This window comes from Bradyrhizobium sp. JR4.1 (genome assembly GCF_040548605.1).
GTDB classification, from domain to species: Bacteria; Pseudomonadota; Alphaproteobacteria; order Rhizobiales; family Xanthobacteraceae; genus Bradyrhizobium; species Bradyrhizobium canariense.
On the sequence record NZ_JBEPRY010000025.1, the window covers coordinates 96,553 to 112,401 of the forward strand.

The 15,849-nt window shown below is 63.1% G+C and carries 14 protein-coding genes; 3 read left to right on the top strand and 11 right to left on the bottom strand.

The genetic code is table 11. The annotated features are described in order from the left end of the window. Nucleotides 1-81: 81 nt before the first annotated feature. The 5 genes from ABIB90_RS33790 to ABIB90_RS33810 form a co-directional block, all read right to left on the bottom strand. Nucleotides 82-1,368: a DUF445 domain-containing protein gene (locus ABIB90_RS33790; protein ID WP_354162994.1), complete on the bottom strand. Its 1,287-nt coding sequence runs from the start codon at nt 1,366-1,368 to the stop codon at nt 82-84. Between the two features lie 169 nt (nt 1,369-1,537). Continuing rightward, the gene (locus tag ABIB90_RS33795; RefSeq protein WP_354162997.1) at nt 1,538-1,993 is read right to left on the bottom strand and encodes a phasin; all 456 of its coding nucleotides are present in this window, start codon (nt 1,991-1,993) and stop codon (nt 1,538-1,540) included. A 203-nt stretch (nt 1,994-2,196) separates the two neighbouring features. Continuing rightward, complete coding sequence (locus tag ABIB90_RS33800) at nt 2,197-2,790, bottom strand: GNAT family N-acetyltransferase (protein ID WP_354163000.1); 594 nt, start codon at nt 2,788-2,790, stop codon at nt 2,197-2,199. Next, nucleotides 2,787-3,869, bottom strand: a complete 1,083-nt coding sequence (locus tag ABIB90_RS33805) for a PHA/PHB synthase family protein (protein WP_007593822.1) — start codon at nt 3,867-3,869, stop codon at nt 2,787-2,789. The genes ABIB90_RS33800 and ABIB90_RS33805 overlap by 4 nt, the downstream gene beginning before the upstream one ends. Beyond that, nucleotides 3,866-4,249, bottom strand: a complete 384-nt coding sequence (locus ABIB90_RS33810) for a hypothetical protein (protein ID WP_354163004.1) — start codon at nt 4,247-4,249, stop codon at nt 3,866-3,868. Before ABIB90_RS33810 ends, ABIB90_RS33805 begins: the two co-directional genes overlap by 4 nt. Nucleotides 4,250-4,419: 170 nt before the next feature. On the opposite strand from ABIB90_RS33810, the gene ABIB90_RS33815 reads away from it, so the two are divergent. Both ABIB90_RS33815 and ABIB90_RS33820 read left to right on the top strand, forming a co-directional pair. Then, on the top strand, nt 4,420-5,334 hold the full coding sequence (locus ABIB90_RS33815; protein ID WP_354202236.1) for an alpha/beta fold hydrolase: 915 nt from the start codon (nt 4,420-4,422) through the stop codon (nt 5,332-5,334). 149 nt (nt 5,335-5,483) lie between these two features. Beyond that, nucleotides 5,484-5,948 carry a nuclear transport factor 2 family protein gene (locus tag ABIB90_RS33820; RefSeq protein ID WP_007593825.1) on the top strand — a complete coding sequence of 155 codons (465 nt, stop codon included), beginning with the start codon at nt 5,484-5,486 and terminating at the stop codon, nt 5,946-5,948. Nucleotides 5,949-6,048: 100 nt separating this feature from the next. On the opposite strand, the gene ABIB90_RS33825 is transcribed toward ABIB90_RS33820, so the two are convergent. From ABIB90_RS33825 to ABIB90_RS33850, 6 genes are all read right to left on the bottom strand, one after another. Next, nucleotides 6,049-6,723, bottom strand: coding sequence for a spermidine synthase (locus ABIB90_RS33825; RefSeq protein WP_354202237.1), 675 nt, complete (start codon nt 6,721-6,723; stop codon nt 6,049-6,051). Between the two features lie 127 nt (nt 6,724-6,850). Further along, a complete protein-coding gene (locus tag ABIB90_RS33830) occupies nt 6,851-10,084 on the bottom strand; it encodes a bifunctional cytochrome P450/NADPH--P450 reductase (protein WP_354202238.1) in 3,234 nt (1,077 codons plus the stop codon). A gap of 131 nt (nt 10,085-10,215) precedes the next feature. Beyond that, nucleotides 10,216-11,211 (bottom strand): alpha/beta fold hydrolase, encoded by a 996-nt coding sequence (locus ABIB90_RS33835; RefSeq protein WP_354163016.1) that lies wholly within the window; start codon nt 11,209-11,211, stop codon nt 10,216-10,218. Nucleotides 11,212-11,221: 10 nt separating this feature from the next. Continuing rightward, nucleotides 11,222-12,772 (bottom strand): WS/DGAT/MGAT family O-acyltransferase, encoded by a 1,551-nt coding sequence (locus ABIB90_RS33840; RefSeq protein WP_354202239.1) that lies wholly within the window; start codon nt 12,770-12,772, stop codon nt 11,222-11,224. Nucleotides 12,773-12,818: 46 nt separating this feature from the next. Further along, entirely contained in the window at nt 12,819-13,619 is an 801-nt protein-coding gene (locus ABIB90_RS33845) for an esterase/lipase family protein (RefSeq protein WP_354163023.1), read from the bottom strand. Beyond that, the gene (locus tag ABIB90_RS33850) at nt 13,619-13,876 is read right to left on the bottom strand and encodes a DUF6489 family protein (RefSeq protein WP_007593837.1); all 258 of its coding nucleotides are present in this window, start codon (nt 13,874-13,876) and stop codon (nt 13,619-13,621) included. The genes ABIB90_RS33845 and ABIB90_RS33850 overlap by 1 nt, the downstream gene beginning before the upstream one ends. Before the next feature lie 306 nt (nt 13,877-14,182). On the opposite strand from ABIB90_RS33850, the gene ABIB90_RS33855 reads away from it, so the two are divergent. Then, nucleotides 14,183-15,784: an ABC transporter substrate-binding protein gene (locus ABIB90_RS33855; protein WP_219682695.1), complete on the top strand. Its 1,602-nt coding sequence runs from the start codon at nt 14,183-14,185 to the stop codon at nt 15,782-15,784. The last annotated feature ends 65 nt before the right edge of the window (nt 15,785-15,849 follow it).

Genomic DNA, 15,849 nt, shown 5'->3' on the forward strand with positions numbered 1-15,849 from the left:
GCGGGTTCCCGACATTCAAGCGGGTGAAACCCGGGGCCACAATAGGCCGGCGCGTTAATGCTGGCGTCCGTGACGCAAAAGTCACAACAATCGAAGCAGGAATTCTACGGAGTAAAGCCCAAGGCCCGCGAGCCCGCCGATCAGCGAGCCGTTGAAGCGGATGTATTGCAGGTCGCGGCCAATGTTGATTTCGATCAGCGAAATCAGCTGCGCCATGTCCCACGATTTCACCTGGTCGGAGATGAAGGTCGAAACGCCGCTCTTCTGGTCCGCGACGAAACTGCGCAGCACCGCGACCAGACCCTTGTTGATCTCGCCGCGAAGCTCGGCATCGCCGGCGAGCGCTTCGCCCGCCGCGACACACATGCCGGCGAGATGATGCTGCAGCACCTGCGTCTCGCCGCTTGCACTACGCTCGATGAAGGACCGCGTGTTGGCCCAGATGGTGCGGGCGAGATCGGCGAGCTCGGGACGCGCGAGCAGATCGCGCTTCAAACCGTCGATGCGGTCGATATAGGCCTGGTCGGTGCCAAGCCGATCGACGAAGCTCAGCACCATGCGGTCGAACTCGCCGCGGAACGGATGTTTGGGATCGCTGCGCACTTCATTGAAGAACGCGGTGGCGGAGGCCACGATCTTGTTCACCAGAAATTTGTCGGCCCGGTAGAGCCTGAGCAGGGTCGGCAATTCCGCGCGCACCTTCTCGCGGATCATCGCCATCGTCTCGGTCTGGTTCAGCGTCTCGTGCATCACGCGCAGGAGATCGTCGAACAGGATTTGGTGGCGTCCCTCGGCAACGAAGCCGCGCAACGTGCCGGCCGCGAGCGGCGCGAGGTCGATCGCCTGGAGCTGCGATGACATGCGGCGAAGGATGAAGGTCATCAGGCCCGAGCTTTCCGTCGCAGAAACCGCCTCCGGCAGCAGGCGCAGCGCAAAGCGCGCGAGGTCATCGCTACGCTTGCGATCGCGCAGCCAGTCGGCGACGAAGGAGCCGAAATCGATCTCGTTCAGCTTGGCCTCAACGGGAGCAGCCTCGAGGAAATGCACCTGGATGAATTCGCCGAGCTTGTCGGCGATACGGGCCTGGTTGCTCTGGATGATCGCCGTGTGCGGGATCGGTAGGCCGAGTGGACGCTTGAACAACGCGACCACCGCATACCAGTCGGCGAGCCCGCCGATGGTCGCGGCTTCGGCGAAGGCTGCGATGAATCCGAACACGGGATGCACGGGCAGCAGCCATTTCGCGACGACGAACAGGACAAGCGTCGAGCCCAGCACCAGCGTCGCCAGCGCTTTCACGCGGCGCAATTCGGCCGCGCGTTCTGCGTCGCCGGGGGAATCGAAGGAGAAGGTGGCGGGTGGAGTCATGATTCACCAAGGTTACGTCATTCCGGGACGGTCCGCAGGACCGGACCCAGAATCTCGAGATTCCGGGTTCGCTCTTTGGGCGCCCCGGAATGACGACCGATGATGACGCGGCGCAAAAAACAAGGCCCGCCGAAGCGGGCCTCAAATTCAGTTTTTCGTCTCAGGCAGATCAGGCGGTCTTGTTGTAGACCTTGGCGAAATTGTCCTGAGCGGACTTCGCACCGTTGGCGGCGAGCTTGCCGAAATAGTCGGTGGTCGCCTTGGCGCGCGAGACGAACGCTTCGCCGCGGGCGCGGAGCAGGCCGGACTGGATCTCGACAGCTTCGCTGAACGACTTGGCGGACGCGAGCTTGTCGATGCCCGCGAAGAACGCGTCGGCGTCCTCGTAGATCGCCTGCTGGATGTTGCGGCTGATCTTGCCGGCTTCGGTGACGGACTCGGTCACCGCGTTTTCGACGGCGGCAGTCACGCGCTCGGAGCCCGCGAACACCTCGGCAGCACGGTCCTTGGCGGTATTGGCGGACTTCTTGACGAACTCGCGGGCGGCCTCGGGAACTTCCAGGTTCTGGATGTTCTTGAACGCGTCCTTGAAGCCTTCGAAAGCGGTGTTGGTTTCGGTGGTCATTGGGGTCTCTCCATCCTCATTGGTTGAGCTATGGGCTCACCCCGTCCGGTTGTGGCCCGGGGCACGGCTTATATGGCATAGTTAATTGTGCGATGCAATATCCATATTGCACTGCGATATCACGAAACTGTGAACGGCCTTAATGAGAGGCAATCTGGCGCCTCCCTGACCATCCGGGTTCCCGGGGACCCGCTCAGAGGTTCTCAGTGCTGGACGGCGCCAGGCAGCCCATAGGCCTCCATCTGGGCCTGGACCTGCGCGATGTTGTGCCCGAGCACGACGATATCGTGGGTCTTGCCGTCGACGTCGCGGACATGATCGCGCAACAGTGCCTCGGCCTTGAAGCCGAGGCTCTCAAACAGCGTGATCGCCGCCTGCTGATCGACCGTCATCTGGACCGAGAGCTTTTCGAGGCCGGCGCCGAGCGCGAGTGCGAAGGTCTCCTGCGACAGCGTCCGTCCCACCCCCTTTCCGCGCACGTCGAGCGAAACCACCATCCGGATCTCGCCGACATGGGGCGACCAGGAGTGCGGGTCGCGCACCAGCGTGCCGCAACCGACGACCGCGCCGCCCCTGACCGCGAGCAGGCTCGTGATCGCGCCCCGCTCAATCTCCTTGACCCAGGCGGAGAGCACCTTCGGCTCACTGATGTTGCGCGGCAGGAACAACAGGTCGTGGGTCGGCAGGCCCTTGCCGAAGGCGAGCACCGCGGCTTCGTCCGCCGGCGACATCAGGCGGATCTCGATATCGCCGGCGTCCGTCTTCACGTGGCGCGGATAGGAACGCTGCTCACTCATGTCGATCTCTTCCCCAGCCAGGAATCCAGTTTCGGCCATAGCCGCTTCACCGCATTGGCGCCGGCGACGAGCGAGACGTGACCGCCCTTCAGCATCACCTCCTCCTTGTCCTCGGACCCGATCTTGGCGATCAGGTGCTTTGCTGCCTCATACGGCACGATGTGGTCATGCTCGGCGACCGCATGCAGGAACGGCACCTTGATGTCCTCGAGCTTCGCCGCACGGCCGCCGACCGACATGGTGTCGTTGAACAGCTTGTTGTCCCACATCAGGTCCTTGGTGATGGTGCGGAAATACTCGCCGGCCAGCGGCAGCGTGTCGGTCGCCCAGCGGTCGAACATCCGGTAGGATTTGACGAACTCGTCGTTCCAGATGTTTTCCCAGAGCTGGATCTGGCTGACGGTACGCGAGGCTGGGCGCAGCATCTCGAACGACGACAGGATCATCTCGGGCGGCACGTTGCCGACGCTGTCGACGAGGCGATCGACATCGAAATAGCGACGGTCGGAGAAGTTCGAGAACAGCTTCATCTCGCGAAAGTCGATCGGCGTGGTGAAGCAGATCAAATTCTTCATCGGCCCGTCTCTGTGGATCGAGCCGTAGAGCAGCGACAGCACGCCGCCGAAGCAATAGCCGATGACGGAGACGTCCTGTTCGCCGGAATCCTGTTGCACGCGGCGGATGCAGTCCGGGATGAAGTCGAGGACATAGTCCTCCATGCGGAGGCTCTTCTCCTCCGGCCGTGGCGCGCTCCAGTCGAGCATGTAAACGTCGTAGCCGCGCTTCAACAGGAACTCGATGAAACTCTGGCCGGGCACGAGGTCGAGAATGTAACCGCGATTGGTGGTCGCCATCACGATCAAGATCGGAATTCGATAGATCTCGTCGGACATCGGCCGATAATGGTAGAGGCTCATCGTCCCGCGCGAATGCAGCACGTCCTTCGGCGTCGAGCCGAGCGTGGGACCGGACGTCGAGAAATATTCGACGCCCTTGATGCTGCGCTGGATGGCGCGTTGCACCTCGGACTGGATGCGCTCCGGGATCCCTGCGAAGTCTAATCCGGCGGGTGCATTCATGTCTGCTCTCCGCCTTCTGATGGCGGCCGCTTGGTGCGCGGCGGGCGCAATGCAGTATCGGAGCCCTGAGAAATGCCGGAACTTGCCGCCATCTGGCTCAGCATCGACTTGATCTCACCGATCTGTCCTTCGATGGACTGCAGCCGTTCCGCAAGGCCGGTGACCTGGTCCCGGCTCGGCAGATTCATGGAGACCAGATATTTCTCCATGAGGTCGCCGAGCTGCTTCTGAGCACCTGCAGCAACGCCGCCGGCTCGGTTCACGGCTTGCGAAAACTCGGGCGACGACATGGCCTGATTGGCGAAGGAGTTGAACCCCTTCTCCATCTCGCCAATCATCTTCTGCCACATGGCAACGGGGTCATTGCTCTTGTCGGTCATCGGCGTCCTCCTGAGATCGAGAGCTTCGATGCCCTTCCTTTTTCGCCATACCACACCGTTGCGCGGTGCCGGTCAACCGGCAAGCAGCGGGTCCGGTGTCGCGGACGCGGCTTCATCGCGAGGAGAAACCGTGCGATACAGCACTGATCAAAAGCCGAGGGAACGCACCCGTGAACGCCTATCAGCCGCCGCAAACCGTCCACGCCAACGGCATCGACATCTGTTACGAGACTTTCGGCAACGACAGTGCCGAGCCGCTGCTGCTGATCATGGGGTTAGGAGCCCAGATGATCCACTGGGACGATGCGTTCTGCGAGCAGCTCGCCGCGCGCGGCTTTCGCGTCATCCGGTTCGATAATCGCGACATCGGCAAGTCGAGCCATCTCGCAGGCGGCAAGCGTCTGACGCCGCTCGAGCTGTTGAAGCTCCGCTTCTTCAGGATTCCCGTTGCGGCCACCTACAAGCTGATCGACATGGCGAAAGACACGGTCGGGCTGATGGACGCACTCGGCATCAAGTCGGCGCATCTGGTCGGGGCGTCCATGGGCGGCATGATTGCGCAAGAAGTGACGTTGTCGTTTCCCGAGCGCGTGCGCTCACTGACATCGATCATGTCGACGACCGGCAATCCGCGCGTGCCGCCCCCGACGCGTGAGGCCGCCGCGATGCTGATGGCGCCGCCGCCGCGCAGCAAGGAGGAGTTTATCGCCCGTTACGGCCAAACCTGGAACGTGTTGCGGGCCGGGTCCTTTCCGGAGGAAGAGGCGCTCGATCCCGGTCGTGCCGAGCGCGTGTTCGCGCGGGGGCTCAATCCGGCCGGCGTCGGCCGGCAACTCCGCGCCGTGCTCGCCTCCGGCAGCCGCAAGGAGCGGCTGCACGGCGTCAAGACGCCGACGCTCGTGATCCACGGCACCGTCGATCCGCTGGTCCGCCCCGAGGGCGGCAGGGACACGGCAGAGTCAATTCCGGGCGCCAAGCTGCTGATGATCGACGGCATGGGCCACGCGCTGCCGATGCGGTTCTGGCCGGAGATCATCGGCGCCATCGCCAAGCACGCGCATGGCGCAGCGGCGCAGGCGGCGTAGATTGATCGGCACAGAAGGTCTCCTCGCGGTGACCATGTGAGCTGCCGGTTACTCTCTTAACGCGTGCCGGAACGAAAGCTATACAGGCGTCCTTCAATCGCCGAGAACCTCACTCGCCAACAAAGAGGCTGCGGCCTCTCGGAGTTCACATGCATCTCATCGTCCGGTCAGCCGCAATCGTCGCCGCTTCAGTCCTCACGCTGTCCCTCGCCGGTGGCGTCGCGATGGCGGGTAGCGCGCAAGAAGAAGCCAATCGCAAAACTGTGCTTGCGTTCTACGAGAAGGGGCTCAACCAAAAGGACGCCGATGCAGCCCTCGCCCATGTCGGCGACCGCTACGTCCAGCACAACCCAAACGCGGCAGATGGTCCGGACGGCTTCCGAAAATTCATCGGCTTCCTCCGGGAGAAATTCCCGAACTCGCACAGCGAGATCAAGCGCAGCTTCGTGGATGGCGACTACGTGATCCTGCACGTTCACGCGGTTCGCGAGCCCGGCAGCAGGGGCAACGCGATCGTCGACATCTTCAAGCTGGAGAACGGTAAGGTCGTCGAACACTGGGACGTCGTTCAACCGATCCCGGAAAATCCGGCGAACAACAACACGATGTTCTAGCTCGGAGCCGTAGCCCGGATGGAGCGCAGCGCAATCCGGGTTCTTGCGCGGATCGACCGTCCCGGATTTCGCTGCGCTCATCCGGGTTACAAATAGCCGCCTAGCTCTTCCTGGCCATCCAGATCACGTGACGTGCGCCACCGCCTCTTCCGGTAGCGCGGATATTGACTTCGTTGACCTCGAAGCCGGCGCTGTCGAGCCGCTTGGTGAAGGCCGGGTTGGGCCCCGAGGACCAGACCGCGAGCACGCCTCCCGGCCGCAGCGCCGTCTTCGCTGCCTTCAATCCGCTCGCATTGTAGAGCGCATCATTGCCCTTCCGGGTCAGCCCTTCTGGCCCGTTGTCGACGTCGAGGAGGATGGCATCGAATGCCGACCGCTGCGCCCGGATGATTTCGCCAACGTCGGTTTCCCGTATGCTCACCCTGGCATCATCGAGACTGTCACCAAACACCGCCGCCATCGGGCCCCGCGCCCAGGCGACCACCGCCGGCACGAGCTCGGAGACCACAATCTTCGCCTTGCTTCCGAGCACGGTCAGCGCCGCACGCAGAGTAAAACCCATGCCCAGGCCCCCGATGAGGACGACAGGTTTTGCGACCGTCTCGATCTGCTTCGCTGCGAGCGTGGCGAGCGCGGCTTCCGAGCCCGAGAGGCGGTTGTTCATCAACTCGTTGGTGCCCAGCTTGATGGAAAACTCCTTGCCTCGCCGCATCAGGCGAAGCTCTTCATCGGAGCCGGGGATTTTGGCGGTGTCGATCTTTTCCCAGGGAATCATGCGGAACCTTTAACACGATTTCCTTCGTAGCTTCGTAGCCCGGATGGAGCGAAGCGCAATCCGGGAAGCGCGCGTGAGGAAAAATCGCCCCGGATTTCGCTGCGCTCCATCCGGGCTACGAACCGGCCTACCCTCCCGCCCACACGTCCAGCACATACCGGTTCTTCGCGCCCATCTCCTCGATCCAGCGCGCGGCCGTGGCGGCATCGCTGCCGCTCTTCTCGCGATGGATCGCGACCAACGCCGCCTTCACGTCGGGCTCCATCTTGCTGCCGTCGCCACAGACATAGACGATCGCGCCCCGCCCGATCAGCAGCCAGACCTTGTCCTTCTGCGCCGCGAGGACGTGCTGCACATACGTCTTCGGGCCCTCCGCTCGTGAGAACGCTGTGAACAGCTCGGTGATGCCGCTTGCTGCCAACGCCTTTAACTCGTTCGCGTAGAGAAAATCCTGGTCGGGATGCCGGCAGCCGAAAAACAGCATGGCCGGGCCGAGCGCGGCGCCCTTGGCCTTGCGCGCAGCGCGCTCCTGGAGGAAGCCGCGGAACGGCGCCAGTCCCGTGCCCGGGCCGATCATGACAATCGGCACGGATGGATCGTCCGGGAGCCGGAAGCCGGCCTTGGTCTCACGCACGGTTGCATGGATCACGTCGCCCGCGCGTCGATTGGCGAGGTAGTTCGAGCAGATACCCTTGTAGGTGCCGCGGCCGGAGGCGGCCGGTCCTTCAACCACGCCGACCGTGACGCTGCAACGAACTGGGTCGACCGACGGCGAGGACGAGATCGAATAATAACGCGGCGCCAGTAGTGAGAGCATTTCCAGATAGACGTGGAACGGCAATTCGCAGGCCGGATATTCGAGCAGCAGATCGAACACCGATTTTCGCCTGGCCAGAATCTCGCCGCGATAGTGCTCGAGTGGCTCAGCCTCATCGCCGACAAAGCCCAGCAGCTTCGGCTTGGTCACCGGGCAGCGGGTGTGTTCGGCCATGATCTTGATCTGGTTCCGCGTCGCCACTTGCTGGAGCTCGACGAACTCGTTGAGCAGACGGCCGACCGACACGGCATCGCCGACCGGCAATTGCGCGCGGCGGCCTTCGGCGACCTGAAGCCTGATCTGGTCGGCCGGCAGGAAGCCGAAGCGACGGGCAACCGAATCCACCAGCGTCGGGTCGTTGCGCGGAACCACGCTCAGATGATCGCCGACGCGGTAGTTGATGTTGGATGGCAGCTGCACCTCGATGTGGCGCGTCGAACGCTCTGACGGATTGGAACCGGCCTTGTTCTGAAGCTCGTCATTGCCCAGCACCTTCATGGCCACCGCGCCGCCCTGGGCGACGATGGTGTTGACGGCGGTCACCGCGACCGGCTCGATCGCGTAGAGCGGATCGTCCTCCGCGGTCCGGGTGAAATTCCAGTCGATGCCGAATTCCTTGGTCGCGACCTGGGCGGCCGCCGGGAACCATTTCTGGAACTGGCCGTCGAGATCGCTGCGCGCATCGCCCTCGCCGCGCGGATAGACCGCGCGCGCGCCATGCGCCGATAATTGCTCATCGATGAAGCGCGGCACCGACTGGTAGGTCGCAGCCCAGTCGCTGTTACCGCAGCCGAACACGGCGTAGCGCACATTGGCAAACGCATCTTTCGGCAGCTCGTCGCCGAGCCATTTGACGAATTGCGTCGCATTGTCCGGCGGCGCGCCGTTATAGGAGGCGCAGATGATCAGCACGCCACCTTCCCGCGGCAGCTTGCCCACGTAATCGTCGAGCGGCCCCAGATGCACGGCAAAGCCGTTGATCTCGGCCAGGTCGGCCATCCGCGTCGCCAGCTCCTCGGCGGTCCCAAGATTGGAGCCGTAGAGTACCAGCATCGGCGTGTTGTGGCCGGGCCGCGCGGTGGGCTGGCGCGGTGCCTTCGGTGCCGACGACACCGCCACAGGTCCGCCATAGGCACCGCGCTCGCGATCGGCGCGCGGACGGACCTTGATCTTGAAGCCTTCCGGCTTCATCGTCAGCGTTTCCTTCAGATGCATCTGGTAGCGCTGGTGGTCGATCAGCTTGAAGCGCTGGAGGATCATGCCGAGCGCGAGCGCGGCCTCGTGCATGGCGAAGCCGCGGCCGATGCAGGCGCGCTGGCCATTGCCGAACGGCTTCCAGGCGTTGATCGGCCGTTTGGCTTCCGCCTCCCGGCTGAAATTCTCCGGATCGAACGCGTCGGGGTTCGGACCCCAGACCGAGGGATCGCGATGCAGAGCGGTCACCAGGATGGTGGTGAACGTGCCTTTCCGGAGCTTGTACTTGCCGCCGCCGATGGTCTCGTCGTTCAGCGGCGAGATGCCATAGGCCGGCGCCGGCGGCCACAGCCGCAGCGCCTCCTTCAATATCTGGGTGATGTAGGTCAGCTGCGTCACCTGCTGATAAGTCGGCTTCGCGTTGGCGTCGGGACCGAAGACGCGATCGACCTCGTCATAGGCTTTCTTGAGAATGTCGGGGTGCTTGAGCAGCGCATACAGCGTGCAGGACAACAGGCCGCTGGTGGTCTCGTGGCCCGCGATCAGGAACGTGTTGATCTGATAGCGGATGTTGACGTCGTCGAGCTGCTCGCCGGTCGAGCGATCGACCCCGGTCATCATCGCCGCAAGCATATCCTTCTTATCGTCGGTCGCCTCGCCTCCCTTGCGGCGCTCCGCAATGATCTCGTCGACCATCTTGTTCATGAAGTCGACGTCTTCGGCCATGGTCTTGCGCCGCTTCTGCATCCAGAGCTGCTCGAACGGCAGGCCGCGCGTCATCATGATGGTTTCGAGCGAGCGCACCAGCGACTCGACGAAGGGATGGTAGTCGCGCCGGTAGAACGAATTGAAGCGGTAGTCGAAGCCGCACAGGCCGATCGTATCCAGCGTCAGCGCCGTCATGTCATGGACGACGTCGATCTCGTCGTCGGCATTGAGCCGTTCCCACTTGCCCACGAGCTGCTCGGCGATGTCGACCATGCTCGGGTGATAGGATTGCATGGCGCGGTTGCCGAAGGGCTGGAGCAGGATGTTGTGCGCCTTGCTCCAGTTTGGCTCCTTGGTGTCGGCGGTGAACAGGCCGTCGCCGCCGACCGCGCGCACCCGCCGCAATGCACCGCGCACTGTCTTGTCGAAGCGCTTCTCGTCCGAGAGCTCGTCGACGAGATCGTGGCCGGAGACGACCACGATCGGCGAGCCCATCATGTCGAGCCAGAAGATCGGCCCCAGCTCCTTGGCAAGCCGGGTCAGATGCTGCACCGGCGCGGCCGAATCCAGTGACAGCATGTTGCCGACCACCGGCTTGGTCGGCGGCTGCGGGATCGGGTCCAGACGGTTCTTGGATGACATCGAAATGTAGTCCCCCTGCTTCAATGTCGTCATTGCAAGCGAAGCGAAGCAATCCAGAAATATGTCCGCGGAGGCAGACTGAATTGGCTTCGTCGCTTCGCTCCTCGCAATGACGAGTTCGCAATGATCAGCTAGCCAAACCGCCTTCTACGCCATTCGATCAGCTTCGCACTGACCTCTTCCGGCTTCTCCTGCTGCGTCCAATGGCCGCTGTCGCGGACCAGATATTTTTCCAGATCGGGGATCAGCTTGTCCATGCCATCGGCAGAAGACGGTGGCAACACCGCGTCGTTCTCGGCCATGATCATCAGCGACGGCACGCGCACCGTATGATCGAGCCCTTCGGCGCGCGTCCAGTTGCGGGACATATTGCGGTACCAGTTGATGCCGCCGGTGAAGCCTGTCCTGGTGAAATTGTCGACGAACACCTTTTTCTCTTCCGGCGACAGGATCGGCGTGCGCGGATCGTGCTTCGCATCGTAGCCTGCGATCATCTGCGGGAATGCCAGGTTCAGTCGCGGCGAAGCACCGACACCCGCGACGACTTCCTCCGCCGGAGCATCTGCCGGGCGCGGTACGGGCTTGCGCATGAAGGCATCGAAGGTCTGCTCGACGCGGCTGCCAAAGATCCTGTCAGGCTCACGCGCCGGGTCCTGGAACTGCACGATATACATCTTTTCGCCGAAGCGCGCGCGCAGGAGCTCGATCGGATCAGCCCAGGCGCGGTTGGTATGAGGCGTATTGATGCCGACCACGCCGGCGACCCGGTCGATGTGCCGGAGCGGCATCTGCCAGACGATGAAGCCACCCCAGTCATGGCCGACGAAGATCGCCTTGTCGATCTGAAGATGGTCGAGCAATCCGACCAGATCGCCGGTCAGGTGCTCGATGTCGTAGTCCTCGACCGGCTCTGGCCGGTCGGTCGCGCCGTAGCCGCGCTGGTCCGGCGCGATCACGCGGATGCCGGCCTCGCTCAGCGCCTTGATCTGGTGACGCCAGGAGAAAGCAAGCTCGGGCCAGCCATGGCACAGCACGATCGGCGGCTTGTCCGTGACCGGGCCCGCCTCGTAATAGCCCATGCGGATTCCGTTCGTCTGCACGAACTTGAGCGGTGGCATTTCAATCATCGGAACATTCCTACTCAGCGGCGCCCTTGATGTCCGCCGCGGGCGAAGCATAGGCAGCCTCCAGCGCGGCAAACTCCTCCGGCAGCATGTCGCACATCACCTGCACGTGCGGAATGATGTTGGCGCCGACGATGAAGCCGAAATCGAGCTGGTCGCGATAGCTCTGCACCGTAATGTTGAGCGCCTGCCCGTGCGTCGAGATCGACACCGGGAAGATGTGCAACAGCTCCGCGCCCGCGGCGTAGAGCGTCTGCCTCGGCCCCGGCACGTTGGACACCGTGATGTTCGCAGCCGGCGGCAGCACATTCGACAAATCGGAGCGGCTGTAGAGCAGCGCCATGATCTGAACAATGATCGGCGCGCCCAGCATCGAGATATTGGAGACCTGCGGCATCAGTGCCCGCAGCGGATGCGACATCTCCTTGGACTTGGTCGATTGCGCGATGATGGTTTCCAGCCGCGCCTTGGGATCGTCGATGTTGGTCGCGATCGAGCAGATCATGCCGAACACCTGGTTGTTGGCCTCGGTGTTGCCCTCCTCGCGCAGCGAGATCGGCACGGCAGCGGTCAAGGACTTCGCCGGCAGCGTTCCGTGTTGCTGCAGGTAGCGCCGGACCACGCCGGAGGCGAGGGCCAGCACGACATCGTTGAGCTTGCCGCCGGCCTGCTTGGCCAGCGCCTTGGATCGCGACAGCGAGATCGAGACGCCGGCGAAGCTGCGCTCGGACGAGATCGATTTGTTGAGCATGGTCGGTGGCGACACCATGCTGGCGAGGCTCTCGCGCGATTTTGGATCGGATATCTTGCCGAGCACGTCCGAGACGCTCTTGACCATGGTCGGGATGTTGCCGGCGAAGCGTACCGCACTCTCGATCTGGTACATCGCATTGTCGAACAGGATTGAACCGATGTCACTCTTGCCGGTGCGCGGCAGTTGCAGGTTCTTCGCGGCCGCAGATGCATCGAGCGGCTGGGTGAAGAGCTGCTGGTAGGAATCGACCAGGTTCGCCGCGATGTCGCGCGGCTCTTGCCCGGGCTTCGCTCCCGCGGTCTGCGGATCGACCTTCCGCGGGATCGGCGAGATATCGTAGATCATGTTGGTCAGCGCCGCACCGGCGCCGCCGTCGATGGCGGCATGATGCATCTTCGAATAAAGCCCGACTTCGTTGTCCTTCATGCCCTCGAACACGTAGAACTCCCAGAGCGGGCGGGCGCGGTTCAAGAGCTTGGCGTGCATCCAGCCCACGATGCGCTCAAGCGTGGCGCGGTCGCGCGGCTGCGGCAGGCTGGCGCGAAAGATGTGACGATCGATGTCGAACTGTTCGTCCTCGACCCAGGAGGGATGATCGATGTCGAGCGGCGCCTTCTCCAGGCGCGCCTTGAGGATCGGCGCGACGTGCAGGCGCGAGACGATCATCGCCTTGAAATCTTCGAAGAAGTCGCCCTTGTAGTCGTCCGGCAGGCGAAAGATCGCCATGCTCCCGACATGCATCGGCATTTCCGGCGTTTCCAGATAGAGAAACGACGCGTCCAGCGACGACAGTTTCTTACCGTCAGCCATGGTTCCCTCCCGAGTATTTGACGGGCGCCTTAGGCGGCGCTTCTCGTCAGGCCGATACTGCCTGTTCCGGCGGGGCATATGCAATGGCAAACGGCCCTGCCCTGTCAAATGGCCAGAACTCTCCCTCCGGTTGCGCAAGGCGGTCTGCCACGGCCCACAGCGCCGCGGGGTTCACCCCAAGCCCGATATGGCTCGCCAGATGCACCTCGATGTTCTCGGCGCGGTCGGAGGGACGCAGCAGGCAGGTCCGCCAGTTCACGATGCCGTCGGCGCGCGAATAGATCGACGTCGCCGGCACCGGAAGATCGCCCGCGATCGCCTCCCGCAGCTCGGCGAAATCCTCGACACGCTCGCCGGACATCATCTCGTAGAGCCGCGTCGCATTGGTCGCTCGTATGTCATTGGCAAAAGGGCTGCCGAGCGTGATGACATTGCGGACCATGTCGGGCGCCTGCAGCGCGAGATCGCGCGCATGGACGCCGCCCAGACTCCATCCGACCAGGCTGACCTTGCGTCCGCTCGCAGCATGGATTTCGGCGAGACGGGCGCGCAACGAATCCCGCATCCGTCCGAACCCGCCGAAATTACGGCCCATCCGCCAGGCATGTGCCTCATAGCCGAGCTCGCTGAGATAGCGCCGCATCGGCGCCATCGAGAGGTCGCTGGCGAGGAAGCCCGGCAGCGCCAGCACCGGATGGCCATCGCCTTTGGGCGCCCGCATCAGGACCGGCGACAGCAGCAGGCTGGCGTTGAGTTCGAGCAACCCACGGGCTTCGGCGAGCAGCAAAGCAAGGCCGGGCGGACGAAGCCGGCCCGGGGTCTGCGGCCCGTCTGGACCGGGCGGCATTATTTCTTCTTGTCGCCGCTGCGGGTGCCGCCGAGGCCGGCCATGGTGACGAACATGTCCTGAAACCGCTCGGCGAGCTTTGGATCGAAGGTGAACCAGCTCTGGATCAGCGACTCCGGCGAGACCTTGTCGATGTTGCTCAGAACCTGCTGCTGCAGCTTGTCCATCACCGCCGTCTGCATCGGTGCCAGATCCGGCAATCCGATGAACTGGCGGGCCTCGAGGGGGGTGCAATCGATTTCGATGTTAACTTTCATGTCCCCTCCAGATGAGATTCGAGCGGCCGTCCGCAGTATCGCCGCGAGACGGTGTGCAACGCAAGCGACCTGAGGGCGGTGCCAGCCACCGGCTTCCCCGATCGGCGGATATGGTCAATCAAAAAATCAGCCGCGTCCGCGCCCATCCACCCGTCAATGCCGGTCAGCATTGCTGCACAGCGGTGCAACTTGGCGCGTTCCTTGCTGGAATGGCGCTTGCACGGGTCGAGAACTCTGGGCAACATGGTTCGATCAGCCCCGCCGAACAATCAAAAATGACGGTGCGGGCGAGTGGAGAGGTCAAGAATGTCAGTCGGACGAAGTCTGTTTGCGGCGACGCTCGCCAGTATGCTTGCGTGGGCGGTCTCGCCGGCGTCGAGCCAGACGCTGCGCTACGCCAACCAGGGTGAGCTCAAGTCGCTCGACCCGTACACGCTGAACGAGTCGACCACCAGTGCGCATCTCGGTCATGTCTATGAGGGCCTGGTTGCCCGCGGCAAGGACCTGAAGATCGTCCCGGCACTCGCCGAAAGCTGGGAGACGCCGGAGCCGACACGCTGGCGCTTTCACCTCCGCAAGGACGTCAAATTCCACAACGGCGACCCGTTCACCGCGGACGACGTGGTGTTCTCGGCCGAGCGCGTGCGGGCGAAAGGTTCGAATTTCCAGAGCCGCGTTCCCGCCGATGCCAAGGTGGTCAAGATCGACGATTACACCGTCGATTTCGTCCTGACCTCGCCCAATCCCATCCTGACGGCGCTGTGGGCGACCTGGTACATCATGGACAAGAAATGGGCAGAGGCGAACGATGCGACGGCACCGACGCCTGCCGCCGCGACGACCCCGAGCTACGCCTCGCTCCATGAGAACGGCACCGGCGCCTTCACGATCGAAAGCCATCAGCCGGGCGTGAAGACCGTCTTCAAGGCCAATCCGAACTGGTGGCGCAAGCCGGAACATAATCTGAAGGAGATCGTCTTCACGCCGATCGCCAACCCGGCCACGCGTGTCGCGGCGCTGTTGTCCGGCGAGGTCGACGTGATCGAGCCGGTTCCGGTCCAAGATATCGAGCGCGTGAAAGCGAGTCCGAACGCCACCGTGCTGACGGGGCCCGAGCTCCGCACCATCTTCGTTGGCATGGATCAGGCGCGCGACGAGCTGTTGTACTCCAACGTCAAGGGCAAGAACCCGTTCAAGGACGTTCGCGTCCGCGAAGCTGTCTACCGGGCAATCGATATCGATTTGATCAAGAATCGCGTCATGCGCGGGCTCTCCACACCGTCCGCGCTGATGGTTGCGCCGGAGATCTTTTCGCTGTCGAAGGACTTCACCCGGCCGAAGCTCGATCCTGACGCCGCCAAGAAGCTCCTGGCGGATGCCGGCTATCCTGATGGTTTCGAGGTGACGATGGACTGCCCGAACGATCGCTACGTCAATGACGCCGCGATATGTCAGGCGGTCGTCGGCATGCTCGCCCGCATCAACATCAAGGTAGACCTGCTGGCGCAGCCGAAGGCCCAGTATTTCGCCAAGGTGCTGAAGCCCGGCGGCTACAAGACTTCGCTGTTCATGCTGGGCTGGACCCCGGATACGCTCGACTCCCATAACGTACTGCACGACATCATGGGCTGCCGGGACGATCCCAAGGATCCGAACCGCGGCGAAGCCAATCTCGCCGGCTATTGCAACAAGCAGTTCGACGAGCTCGCCGACAAGGTTCTCGTGGAACCCGATACGGGCAAGCGCGATCTCCTGATCAAGCAGGCCTTCGAGGTCTCGATGAAGGACTGGGCCTACGTCCCGCTGCACCAGCAGGCGCTCGCCTGGGGCGTCTCGAAGAAGGTGAAGTTGACCCAGCGTGCGGACAACATGGTCATGCTCTACTGGGCGACCAAGCAGGACGAGTAGGTGTCGACAAGTTGTGAAGTCCCGGAAGCCCTGGCTTCCGGGACTTGCTATTTCGGGCTAACGCA

What these genes read in the sequence shown, in the direction of transcription:
- ABIB90_RS33790 (WP_354162994.1), bottom strand. Translation starts at nt 1,368, where the DNA reads ATGACTCCACCCGCCACCTTCTCCTTCGATTCCCCCGGCGACGCAGAA.
- ABIB90_RS33795 (WP_354162997.1), bottom strand. Translation starts at nt 1,993, where the DNA reads ATGACCACCGAAACCAACACCGCTTTCGAAGGCTTCAAGGACGCGTTC.
- ABIB90_RS33800 (WP_354163000.1), bottom strand. Translation starts at nt 2,790, where the DNA reads ATGAGTGAGCAGCGTTCCTATCCGCGCCACGTGAAGACGGACGCCGGC.
- ABIB90_RS33805 (WP_007593822.1), bottom strand. Translation starts at nt 3,869, where the DNA reads ATGAATGCACCCGCCGGATTAGACTTCGCAGGGATCCCGGAGCGCATC.
- ABIB90_RS33810 (WP_354163004.1), bottom strand. Translation starts at nt 4,249, where the DNA reads ATGACCGACAAGAGCAATGACCCCGTTGCCATGTGGCAGAAGATGATT.
- ABIB90_RS33820 (WP_007593825.1), top strand. Translation starts at nt 5,484, where the DNA reads ATGCATCTCATCGTCCGGTCAGCCGCAATCGTCGCCGCTTCAGTCCTC.
- ABIB90_RS33825 (WP_354202237.1), bottom strand. Translation starts at nt 6,723, where the DNA reads ATGATTCCCTGGGAAAAGATCGACACCGCCAAAATCCCCGGCTCCGAT.
- ABIB90_RS33830 (WP_354202238.1), bottom strand. Translation starts at nt 10,084, where the DNA reads ATGTCATCCAAGAACCGTCTGGACCCGATCCCGCAGCCGCCGACCAAG.
- ABIB90_RS33835 (WP_354163016.1), bottom strand. Translation starts at nt 11,211, where the DNA reads ATGATTGAAATGCCACCGCTCAAGTTCGTGCAGACGAACGGAATCCGC.
- ABIB90_RS33840 (WP_354202239.1), bottom strand. Translation starts at nt 12,772, where the DNA reads ATGGCTGACGGTAAGAAACTGTCGTCGCTGGACGCGTCGTTTCTCTAT.
- ABIB90_RS33845 (WP_354163023.1), bottom strand. Translation starts at nt 13,619, where the DNA reads ATGCCGCCCGGTCCAGACGGGCCGCAGACCCCGGGCCGGCTTCGTCCG.
- ABIB90_RS33850 (WP_007593837.1), bottom strand. Translation starts at nt 13,876, where the DNA reads ATGAAAGTTAACATCGAAATCGATTGCACCCCCCTCGAGGCCCGCCAG.
- ABIB90_RS33855 (WP_219682695.1), top strand. Translation starts at nt 14,183, where the DNA reads ATGTCAGTCGGACGAAGTCTGTTTGCGGCGACGCTCGCCAGTATGCTT.